The 20,404-nt window shown below is 65.0% G+C and carries 19 protein-coding genes and 1 tRNA gene; 14 read left to right on the top strand and 6 right to left on the bottom strand.

Annotation, left to right across the window (positions count from 1 at the left end; all coding sequences use genetic code 11):
- The first annotated feature begins 126 nt into the window (after positions 1 to 126).
- The 3 genes from ROH8110_RS17125 to ROH8110_RS17115 all read left to right on the top strand — a co-directional run bounded on the left by ROH8110_RS17125 (position 127) and on the right by ROH8110_RS17115 (position 3,292).
- Complete coding sequence (locus tag ROH8110_RS17125; protein ID WP_085818953.1) at positions 127 to 1,125, top strand: taurine ABC transporter substrate-binding protein; 999 nt, start codon at positions 127 to 129, stop codon at positions 1,123 to 1,125.
- Between the two features lie 95 nt (positions 1,126 to 1,220).
- A complete protein-coding gene (locus ROH8110_RS17120) occupies positions 1,221 to 2,027 on the top strand; it encodes a taurine ABC transporter ATP-binding protein (RefSeq protein ID WP_085818952.1) in 807 nt (268 codons plus the stop codon).
- On the top strand, positions 2,027 to 3,292 hold the full coding sequence (locus ROH8110_RS17115; RefSeq protein WP_085818951.1) for an ABC transporter permease: 1,266 nt from the start codon (positions 2,027 to 2,029) through the stop codon (positions 3,290 to 3,292). The genes ROH8110_RS17120 and ROH8110_RS17115 overlap by 1 nt, the downstream gene beginning before the upstream one ends.
- Positions 3,293 to 3,388: 96 nt before the next feature.
- On the opposite strand, the gene ROH8110_RS17110 is transcribed toward ROH8110_RS17115, so the two are convergent.
- Positions 3,389 to 3,832: an Lrp/AsnC family transcriptional regulator gene (locus ROH8110_RS17110; RefSeq protein ID WP_085818950.1), complete on the bottom strand. Its 444-nt coding sequence runs from the start codon at positions 3,830 to 3,832 to the stop codon at positions 3,389 to 3,391.
- An 82-nt stretch (positions 3,833 to 3,914) separates the two neighbouring features.
- On the opposite strand from ROH8110_RS17110, the gene ROH8110_RS17105 reads away from it, so the two are divergent.
- From ROH8110_RS17105 to ROH8110_RS17095, 3 genes are all read left to right on the top strand, one after another.
- Entirely contained in the window at positions 3,915 to 4,517 is a 603-nt protein-coding gene (locus tag ROH8110_RS17105; protein ID WP_085818949.1) for a LysE family translocator, read from the top strand.
- A gap of 10 nt (positions 4,518 to 4,527) precedes the next feature.
- Entirely contained in the window at positions 4,528 to 5,157 is a 630-nt protein-coding gene (locus ROH8110_RS17100; RefSeq protein WP_176236623.1) for a hypothetical protein, read from the top strand.
- A gap of 279 nt (positions 5,158 to 5,436) precedes the next feature.
- A complete protein-coding gene (locus ROH8110_RS17095) occupies positions 5,437 to 6,399 on the top strand; it encodes an acetyl-CoA carboxylase carboxyltransferase subunit alpha (protein WP_085818947.1) in 963 nt (320 codons plus the stop codon).
- A 33-nt stretch (positions 6,400 to 6,432) separates the two neighbouring features.
- Here the strand turns inward: ROH8110_RS17095 and ROH8110_RS17090 are convergent, their stop codons facing one another.
- The 3 genes from ROH8110_RS17090 to ROH8110_RS17080 all read right to left on the bottom strand — a co-directional run bounded on the left by ROH8110_RS17090 (position 6,433) and on the right by ROH8110_RS17080 (position 9,012).
- Positions 6,433 to 7,605 carry a cation:proton antiporter gene (locus ROH8110_RS17090; protein ID WP_085818946.1) on the bottom strand — a complete coding sequence of 391 codons (1,173 nt, stop codon included), beginning with the start codon at positions 7,603 to 7,605 and terminating at the stop codon, positions 6,433 to 6,435.
- 5 nt (positions 7,606 to 7,610) lie between these two features.
- Positions 7,611 to 8,258 carry a GntR family transcriptional regulator gene (locus ROH8110_RS17085; RefSeq protein ID WP_085818945.1) on the bottom strand — a complete coding sequence of 216 codons (648 nt, stop codon included), beginning with the start codon at positions 8,256 to 8,258 and terminating at the stop codon, positions 7,611 to 7,613.
- Positions 8,259 to 8,319: 61 nt separating this feature from the next.
- Entirely contained in the window at positions 8,320 to 9,012 is a 693-nt protein-coding gene (locus ROH8110_RS17080) for a M48 family metallopeptidase (RefSeq protein WP_085818944.1), read from the bottom strand.
- A gap of 116 nt (positions 9,013 to 9,128) precedes the next feature.
- Between ROH8110_RS17080 and ROH8110_RS17075 the strand changes: the two genes are divergently transcribed.
- Positions 9,129 to 9,452, top strand: a complete 324-nt coding sequence (locus tag ROH8110_RS17075; RefSeq protein ID WP_085818943.1) for a TIGR02300 family protein — start codon at positions 9,129 to 9,131, stop codon at positions 9,450 to 9,452.
- An 85-nt stretch (positions 9,453 to 9,537) separates the two neighbouring features.
- A tRNA-Ala gene (locus tag ROH8110_RS17070) sits at positions 9,538 to 9,613 on the top strand.
- A gap of 150 nt (positions 9,614 to 9,763) precedes the next feature.
- On the opposite strand, the gene ROH8110_RS17065 is transcribed toward ROH8110_RS17070, so the two are convergent.
- Positions 9,764 to 11,800, bottom strand: a complete 2,037-nt coding sequence (locus ROH8110_RS17065) for an NADH:flavin oxidoreductase (RefSeq protein WP_085818942.1) — start codon at positions 11,798 to 11,800, stop codon at positions 9,764 to 9,766.
- A gap of 124 nt (positions 11,801 to 11,924) precedes the next feature.
- On the opposite strand from ROH8110_RS17065, the gene ROH8110_RS17060 reads away from it, so the two are divergent.
- Positions 11,925 to 12,593, top strand: a complete 669-nt coding sequence (locus tag ROH8110_RS17060; protein ID WP_085818941.1) for a TetR/AcrR family transcriptional regulator — start codon at positions 11,925 to 11,927, stop codon at positions 12,591 to 12,593.
- Here ROH8110_RS17060 and map read toward each other — a convergent pair.
- Complete coding sequence (gene map / locus ROH8110_RS17055) at positions 12,590 to 13,432, bottom strand: type I methionyl aminopeptidase (RefSeq protein ID WP_085818940.1); 843 nt, start codon at positions 13,430 to 13,432, stop codon at positions 12,590 to 12,592. The two genes, ROH8110_RS17060 and map, sit on opposite strands and share 4 nt — an antisense overlap.
- A gap of 167 nt (positions 13,433 to 13,599) precedes the next feature.
- Between map and ROH8110_RS17050 the strand changes: the two genes are divergently transcribed.
- The 5 genes from ROH8110_RS17050 (at position 13,600) to pstA (ending at position 20,403) form a co-directional block, all read left to right on the top strand.
- On the top strand, positions 13,600 to 13,983 hold the full coding sequence (locus ROH8110_RS17050) for a DUF2946 family protein (RefSeq protein WP_085818939.1): 384 nt from the start codon (positions 13,600 to 13,602) through the stop codon (positions 13,981 to 13,983).
- A gap of 129 nt (positions 13,984 to 14,112) precedes the next feature.
- Positions 14,113 to 16,173: a TonB-dependent receptor domain-containing protein gene (locus ROH8110_RS17045; protein ID WP_085818938.1), complete on the top strand. Its 2,061-nt coding sequence runs from the start codon at positions 14,113 to 14,115 to the stop codon at positions 16,171 to 16,173.
- A 299-nt stretch (positions 16,174 to 16,472) separates the two neighbouring features.
- Entirely contained in the window at positions 16,473 to 17,513 is a 1,041-nt protein-coding gene (locus ROH8110_RS17040) for a substrate-binding domain-containing protein (RefSeq protein ID WP_085818937.1), read from the top strand.
- Positions 17,514 to 17,596: 83 nt separating this feature from the next.
- Positions 17,597 to 19,060: a phosphate ABC transporter permease subunit PstC gene (gene pstC / locus ROH8110_RS17035; RefSeq protein ID WP_085818936.1), complete on the top strand. Its 1,464-nt coding sequence runs from the start codon at positions 17,597 to 17,599 to the stop codon at positions 19,058 to 19,060.
- Positions 19,057 to 20,403 (top strand): phosphate ABC transporter permease PstA, encoded by a 1,347-nt coding sequence (gene pstA / locus ROH8110_RS17030; RefSeq protein WP_085818935.1) that lies wholly within the window; start codon positions 19,057 to 19,059, stop codon positions 20,401 to 20,403. Before pstC ends, pstA begins: the two co-directional genes overlap by 4 nt.
- Position 20,404 lies beyond the last annotated feature (1 nt).

Below are 20,404 nucleotides of genomic sequence, written 5' to 3'. Positions count from 1 at the left end.
CGGCTCGGATAACGGGGCAATACAGATTGCGGATCGGATAAGTTCCTGCTGATGTAGCATGCGCGGCATCGCGCCGGGGGTGACCCGGACAGGACAGAAAAGAAAACCAAGGGGAGCAAAACTCACATGAAAATCAAGACAAGACTGATGTCGGCTGTGGCCGGGGCGGCCATGCTGGCAGGTGCCGGCGTTGCCAATGCTGAAGAGCTGACGGTCGGTTATTTCCTCGAATGGCCGATGCCGTTCCAATACGCCAAGGTTCAGGGCACCTATGACGAGGCGCTGGGCATGACGGTGAACTGGCGCGCCTTCGATACCGGCACGGCGATGAGCGCGGCGATGGCCAGTGGCGATGTGCAGCTGTCGGTCAGCCAGGGCGTGCCGCCCTTCGTGGTCGCCACCAGCGCCGGGCAGGACCTTCAGGTGGTCGACGTGGCCGTGTCCTATTCGGATAACGACAATTGCGTCGTTGCCGAGGCGCTTGAGATCGACAAGAACAATGCCGGTGAACTGGCGGGCAAGAAGGTGGCGGTGCCGCTGGGCACGGCGGCGCATTACGGCTTCCTCAAGCAGATGAACCATTTCGGCGTCGACCTCGCTTCGCTCGATATCGTGAACATGGCCCCGCCCGAAGGTGCGGCGGCGATCGCGCAGGGCGCGGTCGACATGTTCTGCGGCTGGGGCGGCAGCCTGCGGCGCGCCAAGGAGCATGGCAACGTCCTGCTGACCGGCGCCGAGAAGGAAGAGCTGGGCATTCTCGTCTTTGACGTGACCAGCGGCCCCTCGGACTTCATCGCCGAGAACCCCGACGTGGTCGCGGCATTCCTGAAGGTGACGGGCGACGCCAACGCGATGTGGGCCGATCCGGCCAACCGGGACAAGATGCTGCCGGTCATCGCCAAGGACAGCGGCATGGATGTCGAGGCCACCGCGGCCACCATCGACACCTTTGTCTTTCCGTCGGTCGAAGAGCAGCTGACCGCCAAATGGCTGGGCGGCGGCGCGCAGGAGTTCATGAAGGGTGTTGCGGATGTTTTCGTGGAGGCCGGCAGCATCGACGCCGCGCTCGACACCTATGAAAACAACGTGAATGTCGGGCCGCTCCAGCAGGCAGCCGGTCAGTAAGCGACCATCCCGAAGCGCGGATCCGGGCCATATGCGTCCGGGTCCGTGCGAATTGAGACCTCAGCAACCAGATCAACAACCAGAACGGGGGCGGGATGTCGACGCTATCAATCGAAAACATATCGATGCGTTTCGATCTGCCGGGGGGCGGCCATGTGCAGGCCCTCAAGGATGTGACGCTTGAACTGCAAAGCGGAGAGCTTCTGAGCGTGCTCGGCCCGTCGGGCTGTGGCAAGACCACGCTTCTGAATATCCTGGCAGGGTTCCTCGCCCCGACCGAGGGGCGGATCATGCTGGACGATCATCAGGTCAAAGGGCCGGATGCCGAACGCGGCATGGTGTTCCAGCAGGGCGCGCTGTTCGAGTGGATGAGCGTGCGCGACAATGTCAGTTTCGGGCCGCGCATGGCCGGGCGGAGCAAGGCGGATTACACGGATTCGGTCAATCACCTGCTCGAGGTGGTGGGGCTGAAGGATTTCAAGGACAAGGCGGTTTATGAGCTGTCGGGCGGGATGCAGCAGCGCGTGGCGCTGGCGCGCTGCCTGGCCAACGACCCTGACGTGATCCTGATGGATGAACCGTTGGGCGCGCTCGATGCGCTGACGCGCGAAAAGATGCAGGGGCTGGTGCTGAAGCTCTGGAAAGAGACCGGCAAGACCATCATCCTGATCACCCATTCGGTCGAAGAGGCGCTATTGCTGGGCGAACGCCTGTTGGTGATGGCGCCGCGACCGGGGCGCATCCACAAGGAATATCGCCTGCCCTTCGCCGATGAGGGTGTCGGTAAGGACCTGCGCGAGGTCAAGAAGAACCCCGAATTCGGCCAGAAGCGCGAAGAGATCCTGTCGATGATCTGGGACATGGAAGAAGAGATCATGGGCCGCACCGAGGAGACAGCCTGATGACCCTTCTGCTCATTTATATCGCTGTTTTCGCCCTTTCGTTCTTTGTCGTGCGCAAGCTGCTGCGCGGCGCGATGCAGCGCAGGGATTTCACATCCCTCAAGACGGTGACCTTCGGCGATGAAAGCGCCGTGCGCCCGGACCGCTGGGCCAGCGTCATCTCGGTGGTGACGATCTTCCTGCTCTGGGGGGCGTTCACCGGCAGCCACTGGGTGCCGATCCATGCGCCCGGCCCCTTCGTGGGCGATACGCAGTTCACCTATACGCTGGAGGCCCCGGACGGCGCGCGGGACGATGCGACGGTTTATGCGCGCGTGTTCAAGGTGGGCGAGGCCGTGGAAGAGCCTGAGATCGAACCCGGCGACGGGTTTGCCAAGAACGATGCGATCACCGTGGGCGCGTGGCGTTCGGAACTGTTGTTGATGGACAAGAACGACGAGGCGAAGCGCAGTGAGGGTGCAAAGATCGTGGCGATCGACGGCCAGCCTGCCGGCCCCGGCGATACCGTAAAAGTCGCCGACGGCGAGGTGGCGATCACCTCCAAGGGGTCGCTCAATTTCAGCCCCGCCAAGGGGATGCAGATGGAGCCGATATGGCTGCCCGCACCCGAGGCCGTGGTTGCCCGTGTCGGCGAGATCGCCAGCCAGGGCTATCAGAACTTCACCCTCTGGGAGCATCTCTACTGGTCGCTGTTCCGGGTGATCGTGGGCTTCTTCTTTGGCGCGCTGGTGGGGATTCCGCTGGGCTATGCGATGGGGCTGAGCGATTGGTTCCGCGGCTGGTTCGACCCGATCGTGGAATTCATGCGCCCGGTGCCGCCGCTGGCACTGATCCCGCTGGTGATCATCTGGGCCGGGATCGGTGAAAGCGGCAAGATCATCCTGCTGTTCCTGGCCGCACTGTGGATCATGACCATTTCGGCGCGCGCAGGCGTGTCGGGCGTGGCGATTTCCAAGGTGCATGCCGCCTATTCCCTGGGCGCCAGCAAGTGGCAATTGATGCGCCATGTCATCATGCCCAACTCGCTGCCCGAGATCTTTACTGGGGCGCGGGTGGCGATGGGGGTCTGCTGGGGCACGGTGGTGGCCGCCGAACTCGTCGCCGCCGAAAAGGGTGCCGGCATGATGATCATGGTCGCGAGCCGGTTTCAGCTGACAGATATCGTGATCATGGGGATCATCCTGATCGGCATCATCGGCTATGGCATCGACATCCTGATGCGCAAGGCCGAAAAATGGCTGGTGCCGTGGAAGGGCCGGGTCTAGGGGGGCGCTGCCCCCTGCCGCGCCGGGGCGCGACTCCCCCCGGGATTTTTCGGAACAGAAGAAGGGGCCGGGTTCATTCCGGCCCTTTTCATGTGGTCAGGCGCGTTCGTCCTTGGGCGAGCCCATGACCACATATGAGGTGATGGCGTTCACCTGCGGCAATGTTCCCAGCACATCGGTGTGAAAGCTCTTGTAGGCGGCGAGATCGGCGGCCTCGACCCGCAGGAGATATTCCACCGCGCCGGTGATATTGTGGCATTCCACCACTTCGGGGGCGCGGGACATGGCGCGCTCGAAGGCTTCCTGGCTGGCCTTGGTATGGGCATTGAGCCCAACCGTGACATAGGCGGTGAAGCCGACGCCAAGCGCGGCGCGGTCGAGCACCGCGCGATATCCGGTGATCACGCCCGAGCGTTCCAGCGCCGCGACCCGGCGCAGGCAGGCCGAGGGCGAGAGCCCGACGCGCTCGGCCAGCTCGAGATTGCTGATGCGCCCATCCCGGGAGATTTCGCGCAATATATGGTCGTCGATATTATCCATTGTGGCGAATCATTGCATAGAAATCCATCTGACGCAAAAGAACGCAATTCAAATGCGCGGATGGGCGCATAGGATTGCGGCCATGACACTCGAATTACTCCCTGCGCTGGTCGCATTCGCCTTTGTCACGGTCATCACGCCGGGACCCAACAACCTGATGCTGATGGTGTCGGGCGCCAATTTCGGATTCCGGCGCTCGGTGCCGCATATGCTGGGGATCGGCCTTGGCTTTCCGGCGATGGTCGCGCTGGTGGGGATCGGGGTGATGCAGGTGTTCGATCTGTGGCCCGCCAGCTATGCGATTCTGCGGGTGCTGAGTGTGGTTTACCTGTTGTATCTGGCGTGGAAGATCGCCAATGCCGCGCCGCCCAGCGAGGTGCAGGCGGGCGGGCGGCCCTTGACCTTTCTGCAATCGGCGGCGTTTCAATGGGTCAATCCCAAGGCCTGGTCGATGGCGCTTTCGGCGATCACGCTTTACGCCGCGAGCCGGGATCTGGTGGCTGTGCTGTGGGTGGCGGGGATCTATGTGGCCGTTTCGCTTGTGAGCACCACCAGTTGGACGGTGCTGGGCCAGCAGATGCGGCGGCTGTTGAAGAACCCGGCGCGGCTCAGGGTGTTCAACTGGGTGATGGCTGCGCTGCTGGTGGCGACGCTCATTCCCGTGCTATGGGCCGGGCAGGGCTGAGGGGAGCGTGATGGCACTGACATTGTTGCATACCGCAGAGCTGCATCGCGGCGCGTTCGATGCGCTGCGCGACCGGGTCGCGCCGGGGGCGGAGCTGCGCCATGTGGTGCGGCCCGACTGGCTGGAGCGCGCCAAGGACGGGACGCCCGGCGATGTGGCGGCAGAGATCGCCGAGATGGTCGGTGCGGCGGGCGGGCCGGTTCTCTGCAGTTGCACGACGATCGGCGCGGCGGCGGAAGAGGCCGGGGCGATGCGGATCGACTGGCCGATGATGCAGGCGGCGGCGCGCAGGGGTGGTGCGGTGATGCTGGCCTATGCGGCCGAAAGCACGCTGGAGCCGAGCCGCGCGCTGCTCGAACGCGCGATCAGGGCCGAAGGCGGGACCGGGCCGGTTCACCTGCTGGCGCTCACGGAATTCTGGCCGCTGTTCCAGGCGGGCGAACACGAGGCCTTCGAGGCGGCCATCGCCGCCGCGATCCGGGCGGCGGTGCCGGATATCGAGGGGCCGGGCGTGGTGGTTCTGGCGCAGGCCTCGATGGCGGGGGCGGCGGAGCGTCTGGATGATCTGGGGGTGCCGGTGCTGGCATCGCCGGAACAGGCGCTGCGCGCGGCGCTTGGGGCGGCGCGCCCGACAGCTTGATTTGGATCAAGGATAACATTCCCGATTCGGCATGTAATCGCGGCGGACACTTTGCTGTCCACGCGAATTCATGAGGATCACTGGCGTCCGGACCCTTGCAGGACCGACATGCCGGGACAGAGGCAATCGCCCGGTTGTGTCGGGGTATTGCGTTTCCTTCCACTTACAGCCCCGCGCCAATGGCCGGGGCTGTCTTTTCTCCTTGCCATGACTGTGCGATATGATTGCAAAACGGCGTCCGCGCGGCCATATATCGCCGCGTCAACCTTGGAGTGTGCGATGACCAATTACCTCGACTTCGAAAAGCCGCTGGCGGAAATCGAAGGCAAGGCGGAGGAGCTGCGCGCGATGGCCCGCGCGGGCGAGGGCGTGGATGTCGAGGAAGAGGCCGGTGCGCTGGACCGCAAGGCCGACGCGATGCTGCGCGATCTTTACAAGACCCTGACGCCCTGGCGTAAATGCCAGGTGGCGCGTCACCCCGACAGGCCGCATTGCCGCGACTACATCAAGGCGCTGTTCAGTGAATACACGCCGCTGGCCGGAGATCGCAATTTCGCCGACGATCACGCGGTGATGGGCGGGCTCGCACGGCTGGACGGGCGCCCGCTGGTGGTGATCGGCCATGAAAAGGGCAACGACACAAAGTCCCGGATCGAGCGCAATTTCGGCATGGCCCGGCCCGAAGGCTATCGCAAGGCGATTCGCCTGATGGAGATGGCCGACAAGTTCGGCCTGCCGGTGGTGTCGCTGGTCGACACGCCCGGTGCCTATCCCGGCAAGGGCGCCGAGGAGCGCGGACAGTCCGAAGCGATCGCGCGCTCGACCGAGAAATGCCTTCAGATCGGCGTGCCGCTGGTCAGCGTCATCATCGGCGAGGGTGGTTCGGGCGGCGCGGTGGCCTTTGCCACGGCCAACCGGCTGGCGATGCTGGAGCACTCGATCTATTCGGTGATCAGCCCCGAGGGCTGTGCGTCGATCCTGTGGAAGGATGCCGAGAAGATGCGCGAGGCCGCCGAGGCGCTGCGCCTCACCGCGCAGGACCTGACCCGGCTGGGCGTGGCCGACCGGGTGATCGAGGAGCCGCTGGGGGGCGCGCATCGCGCCCGCGAAAAGACCATTGCCAGCGTTGGCAAGGCGATTGAGTCCATGCTGAGCGAGCTGGATGGCAAGAGCCCCAAGAAGCTGATCCAGGACCGGCGCGACAAGTTTCTCAACATGGGTTCGAAGGGGCTGGCCGCCTGATCAGAGGCGCTGGCGGCGTTGATGGCGTGCCGGTCAGGGCGCGTCGCTGCGCGCCTGCACGCGCCGGATTGCCCACAGGGTCGCGACCGGGCCGATCAGCTCGAAGATCACCGTGGTTGCGATGGTCAGGCTGAGGATCAGGTCGGCATATTGGGGAAACTCGCGTGCCGCCACCAGCGCCATGCCCACCGCCACCCCGGCCTGCGGCAAGAGTGCGAGGCCATACCAGGGCCGCTCGGCGGGCGAGGACCCGGCCAGCGCGCCGCCCATCCAGCCCCCGGCAAGCCGTGCCACGATCCGCAGCACGACATAGGCCAGCCCGATCATGCCCAGTTGCGCCACCACGCCGATCTTCAGCGAGGCACCGGCCAGCAGGAAGAACAGGATCATGAACGGCCATTGGACATGCTCGATCTCGTGGAAGGCGCGGCCGTGGTGGCGGGCGAAGTTGGCGATGACGGCACCCGCCGTCATACCCGCCAGCAGAAAGGACACCCCGGCCCAGATCGACAGGCCGGCGGTCAGGAACACGATGCCCAGCCCTTCGGTCAGCATCGGCTCGCCGCGTCGCAAACGTCCGGTGAGGTAGGCCGAGGGCAGCCCGATCGCCGCGCCTAGCATCAGCGCGCCGCCGATCTCCCAGGCGGCGTCGCGCAGAAGATCGGGGGCAGCTTCGCCGCCAAGGCCAAGCGCCAGCACCACGAGCACGGAAAAGACGATCACGCCCCAGGCGTCGTCGATGGCGACGATGCCCTTCAGTTGATCGACGAACGGCCCCGAGAGGCGGCTTTGGCGGATCGTGTCCTGGGTGGCGGCGGGGTCGGTCGCTGTGGCGATGGCGCCCAGCACCAGCGCGACCGCCAGCGGCACGCCCAGCAGCCACAGTCCCAGCGCCACGATCAGCACCGTCGCCAGCACGATCATCGCCGACACCGACAGGATCGCGCGCCCGTGCCGGGCGAGATTGCCGCGCGTCAGCGCGTTGCCCAGCACGAAGGCCACCATCGTCAGAGCCGTCACCGACAGGAATTCATAAAGCGCCTGAACCTGCGGCGGGATGAGATCGAAGCCCGAGCCGCCCACCGCGATCCCGCAGGCCAGAAGCACTGTCACCCGCGGCAGCCTTGTGCGCCGCCCTATGGTATCCGCCGCCAGCCCCACAAGGAAAAGCCCGCCAAGCGCGATCAACAGGATGGGAAGGTCCATGCCGCTCAGGCCACCAGCATCCGCAGCCCCTGGGTCACGTCCGAGCGCACAGCAAGGCGCAGTCCCGGTTCGTCCCCGGCCTTGAGGGCGCTGATGATCAGGCGGTGATAATGCGGCGGGTCCTTGCGGCGCAGCCGTCCGTAAAGCGCGCGCATGGTCGGCCCCAGTTGCAGCCAGACGGTTTCGGCCATCGCCAGCATCGCCGGTGCCTGCGCGCGCAGGTAAAGCGTGCGGTGAAATTCGAGATTGCGGCGGATATAGGCCACGGCATCCTGGCGGGCGATGTCCTCGGCGATGCGCGAATTGATGCTTTGCAGCCGTTCGATCAGCGCGATGTGGGCGCGCGGCAGGGCGCGGCTGGCCAGTTCCACCTCGAGCAGGGCGCGCAGGGCGGCCAGTTCCTCGATCCGGTCATTGCTCAGCTCCGGGGTCGAGACCCGGCCCGAGCTCGAGATCGTCAGCGCGCCTTCGGCCGACAGGCGGCGAACGGCCTCGCGGGCGGGGGTCATCGACACGTCGAATTCCGCGCCGATTCCGCGCAGGGTCAGCGGCAGGCCGGGGGCCAGTTCCCCATGCATGATTCGTCCGCGCAGCCCGCGATAGACGCGGTCATGGGCCGACGGGGCGGGATCGGGGCGCGGGTTGAGCAGCATTCGTCTTTTGTGATCACGAAATGCGCCAAGGTCAATCGCTCAAATGGGCAAATGGCGGCGCTCAGACGTCAAAGCGATAGCGGTGCAGCCCGGTGCCATGGTCGCGCAGCCAGCGGCGCGGCGTCTGGTAATCGGGGCAAAGGTGCGCGACCACCGCCCAGAATGCGGGGGAATGGTTCATCTCGGCCAGATGGGCGACCTCATGCGCGGCAACGTAATCCAGCACCTCGGGCGCGGCCATGATGAGCCGCCAAGAATACATGAGCCCGCCGCCGCTTGAACACGACCCCCAGCGCGAACGCGTGTCGCGCAGCGTGAGCCGCGCATAGGGCCGCCCGAGCGCCGTCGCGTGACGATCCGAGGCTGTCGCCAGACGGTCGCGCGCCAGCCCCTTGAGCCAGGCCCTCAGCCGCGCCGGGGCGGCGGCACCGGGGCCGGGCACGGCGATCTCGTCGCCATCGCGCAGGATTCGCCGCCCCGTGCCGGGCACGATTCGCAGCAAGCGCCCCTCGACCGGGATGGTGGCGCCCATGGTCACGTCCACCGACTGCGGGCGCGCATCGAGCTGGGCGCGCAGCCAGTCTTCCTTGGTGCGGGCGAAATCGAGCGCCTCGCCCTCGCGCACGCCGTGCGGCATGGTCAGGGTCACGCGCCCGTCAAGGCGCGACACGCGCAGTGAAATCCGGCGCGCGCGCGGCGAACGGCGCAGCGTCAGCGCCAGAGGGGGGTTGCCCGGCAGGATGTGGTGGCCCATATGCCCTCCTGATCGACGGTATGCGCGGGGCTGCTTAAAGCCTTTGACACCTTTGTCGCGTTATGGCAGGTGGCGCTGACCGTCGACAAGACAGAAAGAGCCAAAGGGGATCACCCATGCCCAAGGAAGAATGGGGCGTCAAACGCGTTTGCCCGACCACCGGAAAACGGTTCTACGACCTGAACAAGAACCCGATCGTAAGCCCCTATACGGGCGAGGTCGTCGAGATGGACACCGGCAAGAGCCGGTCGATCACCGCCGATGAGGAAGACGCCGAAACCAAGAAGATGAAGTCCGCCGAGACCGACAACGACAGCGAAGTGCTGGACGATGATGATGTCGACGTGGATCTCGGGGATGACGTTCTGGACGATGACGACGAGGACAGCGTGTCGCTCGACGAGATCGCCGACGTCTCGACCGAAGACAACGAAAGCTGAACGCGAAAAGGCGGGATTTTCCACTTGATCCCGCCTGCCGCTTTGCCTAGATAGCGGCGAATGACGGGCCCGGCGCCCGTCCGATGGGGCCTTAGCTCAGCTGGGAGAGCGCTTGCATGGCATGCAAGAGGTCAGGGGTTCGATCCCCCTAGGCTCCACCAAATCTCTCATTCAGATATGTCATCTCATCGCGCCGTTTTGGCGGGCGTTGTGCTTGATGTTGCGGGCGTGATTTCCGTGGCAGGGCCGGGGGGCCAGCGCCCCGGACCCCCCGAGGTATTTCGGGCCAGATGAAGCGGCCGAGTTTGGCGTCAGACGGATTTCAGCAGGCGCAGGGCGTCGTAGATCGCGGCGTGGGTGTTGCGCGATGAGACCGCGTCGCCGATGCGAAAGAGCTGGAAGGCGCCGTCGGGGTTGCGGGTGATCGTCTGGGGCGTGCCTTCGAGCAGCGCGTCGTAATCGACCTCGCCGAGATTGGAAGACTGCGGGCGCAGGTCGAAATAGAGATCGTCGAGCGGCCGCGTGCCGTAATTGACGACGATCTGGTCGACATGGCGCTCGCGCGTCACACTGTCGTAATCGCTGCCGATTTCGGCCCGCAACCGGTTGCCGTCACGATGCGCAGCCAGAAGGCGCCAGGTGACGGTGAAGGTGGTGTCCAGTTTCTGCAGTGCGCGCATGTAGGGGGTCAGCGACATGCCCATGACCTCGGGCGAGAAGCTGCGGTCGGGGGTCATGATCTCGACCTTGCCACCGGCCTCGGCGATCAGCTGCGCGGCCTGAAGGGCGGCGTTGTCGCCCGCCTCGTCATGGATCAGCACGTTCTGTCCCGGCTGTGCGTCGCCCGAGAGGATATCCCAGGCGGAGACCACGAGATCGTTGCCCGCGCGCAGCATTTCGGTATGGGGCAGCCCGCCGGTGGCGATCACCGCCACATCGGGCGCCGCGCCGGTCACGGTGCCGGCTTCGGCGAAGGAATTGAAGTGAAAGCGCACGCCCATGCGCTCGCATTCGGCCATGCGCCAGTCGATGATCGAGATCATCTCGCGGCGGCGCGGCGATTGCGCCGTCAGGCGGATCTGCCCGCCGGGGTCGTTGGCGGCCTCGTGGACGATCACCTCATGGCCGCGTTCGGCGGCGACGCGTGCGGCCTCCATGCCCGCCGGCCCCGCCCCCACGATTACCACGCGCCGCTTGCGCTCTGCCGCCGGGATCACATGCGGCTGGCTCAGCTCGCGCCCGGTCGCGGGGTTGTGGATGCACAGCGCCGCGCCGCCCTGGTAGATCCGGTCGAGGCAGTAATTTGCGCCCACGCAGGGGCGGATGCGGTCTTCTTCACCGGCCATGACCTTGCGGATGATATGGGGTTCGGTGATGTGGGCGCGGGTCATGCCGACCATGTCGAGCTTGCCGCTTTCGATGGCGTGCCGCGCGGTCGCAACATCGGGGATGCGCGCGGCGTGGAACACCGGCACCTGCGTCTGGGCGCGGATCTCGCCGGCGAAATCCAGGTGCGGCGCGCTGCGCATGCCCTGCACCGGGATCACGTCGGTGAGGGCGGCATCGGTTTCGATATGGCCGCGGATCACGTTGAGGAAATCGACGAGGCCGCTGGCCTTGAGCCGCCGTGTGATCTCGAGTCCTTCGTCGCGGGTGATGCCGTTCTCGACCTGCTCGTCGGCCACGTAGCGCATGCCGACGATGAAATCCGGGCCGACCCTGTCGCGGATCGCCTGAAGCACCTCGAAGGCGAAGCGCATCCGGTTGTCCAGGTCGCCGCCATAGGGCGCATCGAGATCGTTGAGCCGGGGCGACCAGAAGGCGTCCATGAAATGCCCGTAGGATTCCAGCTCGATCCCGTCGAGCCCCGCCGCCTGCATGCGTTCGGCGGCATCGGCGTAATCCGCGACGATCCGGGCGATGTCCCATTCCTCGACCTTCTTGGGAAAGGCACGATGGGCGGGCTCGCGTTCATGTCCCGGCGCGACCGAAGGCAGCCAGTCGCCCTTGTCCCAGCGGGTGCGCCAGCCCAGATGCGTGAGCTGGATCATCACCGCGCAATCATGCTCGTGGCATTCATCGGTGAGTTTCTTCATCCAGCCGACTACCTCGTCCTTGTAGGCGAGGATGTTGTTGAAGGCGGGCGGGCTGTCCCTTGAGACGACAGCCGATCCGGCGGTCATGGTCAGCGCCACGCCGCCGCGCGCGCGTTCGACGTGATAGGCGCGATAGGCGTCCTTGGGCAGGCCGTCTTCGGCATAGGCCGGTTCATGCGAGGAGATCAGAACGCGGTTCTTCAAGGTCAGATGCTTGAGCCTGTAGGGCTGGAGAAGGGGATCGCTGGACATGGCTGGCCTTCCGAATCTGGTGGTCTTCAGGCGAGGTTGAAAAAACTGGACACTCATGTCAAGTATGACGACATAGGTGTATACTTTTGCAGGGCGGATGGCCCGCTGACAGGCGGAGGGCGCCATGAGCGCAGGCAGGGACACAGGCAAGGACAGCGGCTGGCGCGGCTCACGCGAGCTCTGGCTCGAGGCGGCGCTTGGCGCGCTGATCGGGCGCGGGGTGGGCGGCGTCAAGATTCAGCCGCTGGCAAGCGGGCTGGGCCTTTCGCGCACCAGTTTCTACTGGTTCTTCAAGGATCGCGCCGATCTGCTGGAGGCGCTGCTGGATCACTGGGAAGATACCAATACCCGAAGCCTGCTGGCCGCCGCGCAGGCCTATGGCGCCACCGCGAACGAGGCGGTGCTGAACGTCATCGCCTGTTTCATCGACGAAGGCAGTTTCGACTCCCGGCTGGAATTCGCCATTCGCGGCTGGGCGCTGCAATCGGATGCGGTGATGGCGCGGCTCAAGGACGCCGATACGCGCCGCATCAATGCCTTGCAGGCGATGCTGGAAGGGCACGGTTATGGTCCGCAGGACGCCTATGTGCGTGTCAGCACGCTTTATCACGGGCAGATCGGTTATATCTCGATGCAGGTGCGCGAGACCCTCGACACGCGGCTTGAACGGGTGCCGTTCTACGCGCGCATCTACACCGGAACACCGGCCAGCGACGCCGAGATGGCGCGCTTTCTGGCGCGGTTCGACCGCGCGGCGGGGCAGGGCGCGCAGGCGCGCGGCGCGTCCGCCTAGCTGGTCGTCCAGGTCGGGTGAAAGCGGCCCGCGGGCGATAGCGTGAAGATCTCGCAGCCATCCGAGGTGACGCCGATTGAATGCTCGAACTGGGCCGAGAGCGACTTGTCGCGCGTCACCGCTGTCCAGTCGTCGGCCAGCACCTTGGTTTCGGGGCGCCCGAGGTTCACCATCGGCTCGATGGTGAAGAACATGCCCTCTTCCAGAACCGGGCCGGTGCCTTCGCGGCCATAATGCAGCACGTTGGGCGGTGCGTGAAACACCCGGCCAAGCCCGTGCCCGCAGAAATCGCGCACGACGGACATGCGGTTGCCTTCGACGAAGGTCTGGATCGCATGACCGATATCGCCGAAGGTGTTGCCGGGCTTCACCGCCTCGATCCCCTTCATCAGCGAATCATGCGTCACCTGGATCAGGCGCTCGGCCTTGCGGTTCAGCTTGCCGGCGACGAACATGCGGCTGGTGTCGCCGAACCAGCCATCCACGATCACCGTCACGTCGATATTCAGGATATCGCCGTCCTTCAGCTTCTTGTCGCCCGGGATGCCGTGACAGACCACGTGGTTCACGCTGATGCAGCTGGCGTGCTGATAGCCCTTGTAACCGATGGTCGCCGATTTCGCGCCCGCTTCATTGACCTTGTCTTCGATCAGCGCGTCGATCGCGCCGGTGGTCTGGCCGGGATGGATATGGTCGGCCACCTCGTCGAGGATGCGCGCCGCCAGTTCCCCGGCCTTGTGCATGCCTGCGAAATCCGCGGTCTCATGGATGCGGATTCCGTCGCGGGTCAGTCTGCCGTTATGATTGTCTCTCACTAGAGTCTTCCAGAAATTCTTCATATTCACGCAATATATATGGCGTTTTCCCCCGAAGGACCAGAGGCCGCGACAGCACGCATGTCATGTGGCTGCGCCGGGGGCTTGTGATGAAATGTCACATAAGGACCTCACGAAAGCGTGACCTTTTCGATTGCCAGAGGGGTGCGGATTGTTTCATTTGTTCGGCGATGAAACGTGGCACGCAGAACCGGACCTCCCCCGCGGGGTTATTGTCGCTGATCCTGTCGGCTCTCCTGGCCGTGCAGGTGGCGACGGCGTTCCTGCCGCCGATCGGGGCGTCGGCGTCGCAGGCGCTGCACATGGTGATCTGCACCGAAGATGGCGTGCAGGAACTCACCGTCCCCGGCAATGAGGGCGACGCCTCTGGCGATATGGAAGGGCATTGCCCGCTCTGTATCGTTTCCATCACGCTTGCCACTGGCGATTTTGCCCGTCCCGCACCGCGTCCGGCGCCGCGCGTGCTGCGCTATCGCATGGCCGACAGCGCCCTCGCGCCGCGCGTTCGCGCACCGCACGCCTACGCCATTCGCGCACCTCCTTCCATCGTCTGAGCCAATAGCACCGCGCGCCAAATGCGCGCCGCGACCGCAACACTGATTGCGACCGCCACGGTTCTGCGCCGGCCCTTTTTTCGGGCCCGCGTGTCATGACGATCATTCCAGCATTCGGAAGGAAGACCGATGTTCTACCCCGCAACGAAACGCCTTGGCGTCACAGCCATACTGATGTGTTCGCTGGCGCCCTGTGCGTTGGCGCAAGCCGCCCCCGAGGCGACAACCGAACTGACCCCGATCACCGTCGAGCGCCCGGCCCAGGCCGATGGCCCGATGTCCACCGTGCTTGTGCCGCGCGGCATGAACAGCAGCCCCGTGTCCGACGGGGCCGCCATCCTGGCCACCGCCCCCGGCCTGACCGCCGGTCGCATGGGCGGTCACGGGCTGGAGCTGGTCATTCGCGGCCAGCAGCAGAACCAGCTCAACATCATTGACGCCGGGTCCTTTACCTACGGCGCCTGTCCCAACCGGATGGACCCGCCCACCAGCAGCGCTTCGTTCCTGCGCGCCGACGAGGTCCTGATCGAGCGCGGCTATGCATCGGTTACGCACGGGCCGGGGGGCTCTGGCGGCACGGTGGTCCTGAACCGCAAGGCGCCGGAGCTTGCGTCCGGCAAACGCGTAGAGGGCCATCTGAGCGCGGGTGCGGGATCGAACGGCACCGGCACCGAGCTTGGCGGCCAGATCTCGGTGGATCTGGGGCGCGGCTTCTATGCCGAGGCCGCAGCCGAGCGCAAGAACGCGAACAACTATGTGGACGGCTCCGGGCGCACCGTGCGCAGTGCCTATGACCAGACCGGGGCGGGGGTGACGCTGGGCTATGCCGCCAACGGCATCGACCTCGCGCTCGACTACGATTACTCGCTCGTCGAAGACAGCCTCTATCCGGGTGCGGGCATGGACAGCCCGTTTGACGAAACCACCATCTACCGTCTGCGCGGCGGGATGGATGTCAATGCCGGTGCGCTGCGTCGGATCGAGGGATCGCTGTTCAGCAGCGAAGTCGATCACGTCATGGACAACTATTCGCTGCGCCCGCTCCTCGGCATGGCGATGCGCACCCCGGCGACCTCCGATACCACCGGCGGCAAGCTCGAGGCGCATCTCGATTTCGGCCGCACCACCGCCAAGCTGGGCATCGACCACCAGTCCAACAATCGCTTTGCGATGATGTATGCCGGGATGCCGCCGATGATCCCGCTGCTCGATAACGCCGACCCGTCGCGTTCGCGCTTCCTGATGTGGCCCGATGTGACGATCAAGCAGACCGGCATCTACCTTGAGACCGAAACCGAGCTGTCGCCCAAGGCGATGCTGAAGGCGGGCTTGCGCTATGATCGGGTCAAGGCCAGTGCAGGCGCCGCGAATTTCGCGCCTGCTCTTGATGCCGGGAACACGCCCAACACCTATTACACGATGCAATACGGCACCACCTTCAACACAGCGCGTGAAGAGGACAATGTCGGCGGCCTGCTGCGCCTGGAATATGCGCTCAATCCCGACACCACGGTTTTCGCAGGCCTGTCGCGCTCGGTGCGCACCGCCGATGCCACCGAACGGGCAATGGGGCGTGCCAACTGGGTCGGCAACCCCGATATCGACCCCGAGAAACACCACCAGCTCGACCTCGGTCTGCAGATCGACAAGGGCGCATGGTATCTCAACGCATCGGCCTATGCCGATTGGGTGGATGACTATATCCTGCGCGACCAGTTCAGCGTCGCGGGTGTCACCACCTATCGCAACGTGAGCGCCGAGCTGAGCGGTATCGAGCTGTCGGCAGGATGGGAGCAAGGCCCCTGGGCGATCTGGGGCGACGCTACCTGGACCAAGGGCCGCAACACCACCGACAAGCGTGACATCGCGCAGATCCCGCCGCTGCAAGGGCAGATCTCGCTGGCCTACGGGATCGATGGCTGGCGCGCGGGCGCGCGGGTGAACTGGGCGCTGGACCAGAACCAGATCGACCCGGCGCGCGATCCTGGCCCGACACCGGGTTTCGCCACGCTGGACCTCTTTGGCAGCTATGAACTGACGAAGAACGCGATCGTCCTTGCCGGGATCAACAACGTCACCGACGAGACCTATGCCAACCACCTGAGCCGCGCCAACCTGTTCGACCCGACGGTCACGCAGGTGAACGAGGCGGGGCGGACATTCTATCTCAAGGTTGAAGCGAAGTTCTGACGCGTCCCCGGAACCGCTTCCTCAGCCGCCCGCGCCATCGTGTGCGGGCGGCAAATCCTGCCGCTGACCCTGCCGGACCGGCCAAGTCAGCCGCCTTTCACCCTAAAGCCGCGCGACACGTCCCACGGACAACAGGTCGCCCCTGACAAGCCGCCTCTGGTCGGCCCGCAGTTTCGGGCGCGGATAGCAGCCGGTGTCATAAAACTGTCATTTAACTTTTGCATATCTATCACAGACCGCGCGTAGGCCAGCGGGCATGGCCGACTGCTCAGGCCGAACAGAGAAAATCAGGAGTCATCATGTCTTTCACCAAAATCAGCACCTCTGTGCTCGCTCTTGTCGCTGTGTCGGCAAGCGCTGCCGCGGCGCGCGACAACGTGCAGGTTGCCGGTTCCTCGACCGTGCTGCCCTATGCCTCGATCGTCGCCGAAGCCTTCGGCGAAAACTTCGACTTCCCGACCCCCGTCATTGAATCGGGCGGCTCTTCGGCGGGTCTCAAGCGCTTCTGCGAAGGCGTCGGCGAGAACACCATCGACATCGCCAATGCATCGCGCGCCATCCGCGAAAAGGAAATCAAGGCCTGCGGCGAAAACGGTGTCAACGACATCATCGAAGTGCGCATCGGCTATGACGGGATCGTCTTCGCCAGCCAGATCGACGGCCCGGCCTTCACCGCCTTCGAGCCCGCCGACTGGTATAACGCCCTGGCGCCCAAGGTGCTGAAAGATGGCGAACTGGTCGACAATCCCTACAGCCAGTGGGCGGATTTCAACGGCGACCTGCCGGCAGTGGAAATCGCCGCCTTCATCCCCGGCACCAAGCACGGCACCCGCGAGGTCTTTGAAGAGAAAGTCCTGCTTCAGGGCTGCGAAGACACCGGCGCCATGAAGGCGATGGAAGAATCCGGGATGGACGAAGATGCGGTCGAAGACGCCTGCATGGCGGTCCGCACCGATGGCAAGTCGGTCGATATCGACGGCGACTACACCGAAACGCTGGCGCGTATCGACTCCAACGCCGATGGCGTGGGCGTCTTCGGTCTGGCGTTCTACGAGAACAACACCGACAAGCTGAAAGTGGCGACCATGTCGGGTGTCGAGCCGACCACCGAAACCATCGCCGCCGGTGACTACCCGGTGTCGCGCCCGCTGTTCTTCTACATCAAGAAAGCCCATATCGGCGTGATCCCCGGCCTCAAGGAATATGCCGAGTTCTTCGTGTCCGACGAGGTTGCAGGCCCCTCCGGCCCGCTGGCCAACTACGGCCTTGTCTCGGATCCCGAGCTGGCCGACACCCAGGCCATGATCGCCGACGAAAAGACGATGGGCGAAGGCATGTAAGCCTGCCCACCGGCAACCGGGGCGGCGTGCCGCACGCCGCCCCTCCCTTTCCCTGCTTCCCCCTGTCCTGATCCGAGGCCCCCATGCCCGCAACCTGGATTGTTCTGCTCGTCCTGGCCCTGGCCGTCACCGGCTATGTCCTGGGTCGTTCCCGCGCCCTGAAAAGCGCCGGAGGCGACAGCCGCAACCTGCATTCGCTGCCCCGCTACTACGGGGCGCATGTGCTGTTGATGACGCTGGTTCCCGCGCTCGGCGCCCTGGCGCTCTGGGTGATCCTCCAGCCGCTGATCGTGGACAACGCGATTTCCGCGGGCCTGCCCGACAGCGCCATTCCCGAGGCCTCGACCCGCGGGCTTGTCATGTCGGATGTGCGCCGTGTCGCCGACGGGCTCGATCTTGCGGTAAGCGAAGGCACGATCAGCGCCGAGGACGCCGCCTCGTTGCGTCCGGAGTTCAATAATATCCGTGATCGCCTCGGCGAAGTCGGCGTGGCGCTCGGCTCGGATGTCAGCGCCCCGGTGCTCAAGGCTGCGCAGGAATACCGCCGCGCCTCTTCGACGGCGAGCCTGCTCATGACGATCACCGTGCTCGCGATCGCCCTTCTGGGCTTCGGCTATGCGCTCTCGCGCACCAATGGCGAGTTCCGCGCCCGCAACGTGGTCGAGTCGGGCATCAAGGCGCTTCTGGTGGCCGCTGCCAGCATCGCCATCCTGACGACGCTGGGGATCGTGCTGTCGCTGATCTTCAACACGCTCGAGTTCTTCAAGCTCTACCCGGCCTGGGATTTCTTCTTCGGCACCACCTGGTCGCCCAGCTTCGGCGGCGGGTCCGAACTTGGCATCCTGCCGCTGCTCTGGGGCACGTTCTACATCTCGCTGATCGCGCTGGCCGTGGCGGTGCCGATCGGGCTTTTCTCGGCGGTGTATCTGTCGGAATACGCGCCCCGGCGAATCCGCTCCATCGCCAAGCCGCTCCTTGAGGTGCTGGCCGGTATCCCCACCATCGTCTACGGCCTCTTCGCGCTGCTGACGGTTGGTCCGCTCCTGCTCAAGGTATTCGGCGATGGCGGTCTCGACTGGATGCAGGCGGGCACTGCCGTGATGACCGCCGGTCTTGTGATGGGAATCATGCTGATCCCCTTCGTCAGCTCGCTTTCGGACGATATCATCAACGCCGTGCCGCAAGCCATGCGCGATGGTTCCTACGGGCTGGGCGCCACCAAGTCCGAGACCGTCCGGCAGGTGATCCTGCCCGCCGCGCTGCCCGGCATCGTCGGCGCCATCCTGCTGGCCGCCAGCCGCGCCATCGGCGAGACGATGATCGTCGTGCTCGGGGCCGGGGCCGCGGCGCGGCTCTCGATGAACCCGTTCGACGCCATGACCACGGTGACCGCCAAGATCGTCAGCCAGCTGACGGGCGACGCCGATTTCGCCAGCCCCGAGGCCCTGGTGGCCTTCGCGCTGGGCATGACGCTCTTTGTCATCACCCTGGGGCTCAACGTCTTCGCCCTCTACATTGTCCGCAAGTACCGGGAGCAATACGAATGACCGACGCGAGCCTTCCCGAACCGCGCCATGCCCGCTCGCTCAAAGATGTCGACGCGCGCACCAACCGCCGCAACCGCGCCGAAGCCCGCTTTCGCGCCTATGGCATCGCCGCCGTTTCCATCGGCCTCGTTTTCCTTGTGGTTCTGCTCGGGGCGATCCTGATCAACGGGGTCGGCGCCTTCCAGCAGACCTTCGTCAATGTGCCGGTCTATCTCGATCCCGCCAAGCTCGACAAGAACGGCGAGCGCAACATCGAGGATATCAAGAAGGTCTCGACCTTCGGTTACAACCCCCTGGTCGAGAACGCCCTTCTCGAAACGGTGCAGGCATCCGGCGCAGACACCGAACTCGACAGTGCCGCCGAAATGAAGAAACTGCTTTCGGCTTCGGCCGCCGCGCAGATCCGCGACACGGTGATCGCCAATCCCGAACTGATCGGCCAGACGGTCGAATTCCGCCTGCTCGCCGCCTCGCGGGTCGATGGCTATCTCAAGGGCCGGGTCAAACGCGAGGATGTGACCCGCGACAAGAATATCGATGTCGCGCATCTCGACCTGACCGATAAGCTGCATGACGCGGGCGTGATCACCAAGGGCTTCAACCTCGCCTTCATCACCGGGGCCGACGCCTCGGAATCGCGCCCCGAACAGGCCGGTCTAGGCGTGTCGATGCTGGGCTCGTTCTTCATGATGCTGGTGGTGCTGGGCCTGTCGCTGCCGATCGGTGTCGCCGCCTCGATCTATCTCGAGGAATTCGCCCCGCAGAACCGCTTTACCGACCTGATCGAGGTGAATATCTCGAACCTCGCCGCAGTGCCCTCGATCGTGTTCGGTATCCTCGGCCTCGCGGCCTTCATCCAGTTCGCACACCTGCCGCAATCCGCGCCGCTGGTGGGGGGGCTGACCCTGACGCTGATGACGCTGCCGACCATCGTCATCTCGACCCGAGCCAGCCTCAAATCCGTGCCGCCCTCGATCCGCGACGCGGCGCTCGGGGTAGGGGCCTCCAAGATGCAGGCGGTGTTCCACCACGTCCTGCCGATGGCCATGCCCGGCATCCTGACCGGTACGATCATCGGCCTCGCACAGGCGCTTGGCGAAACCGCGCCGCTGCTGCTGATCGGGATGGTGGGCTATATCGCCACCAACGCGCCCGACGGGCTGGCCTCGGGCTTCCTCGATCCGAACTCGGCCATGCCCGCCCAGATCTTCGAGTGGGCCAAACGTGCCGACCCGGCCTATTATGAACGCGCCTGGGGCGGCATCATCATCCTTCTGGTCTTCCTCATGACCATGAATATCATCGCCATCATCCTGCGCCGCCGTTTCGAGCGCCGCTGGTAAG

Source organism: Roseovarius halotolerans (assembly GCF_900172255.1).
Lineage (GTDB): Bacteria > Pseudomonadota > Alphaproteobacteria > Rhodobacterales > Rhodobacteraceae > Roseovarius > Roseovarius halotolerans.
The sequence above is the reverse complement of the archived record's forward strand: the minus strand, read 5'-3'. Positions and strand labels throughout refer to the sequence as shown.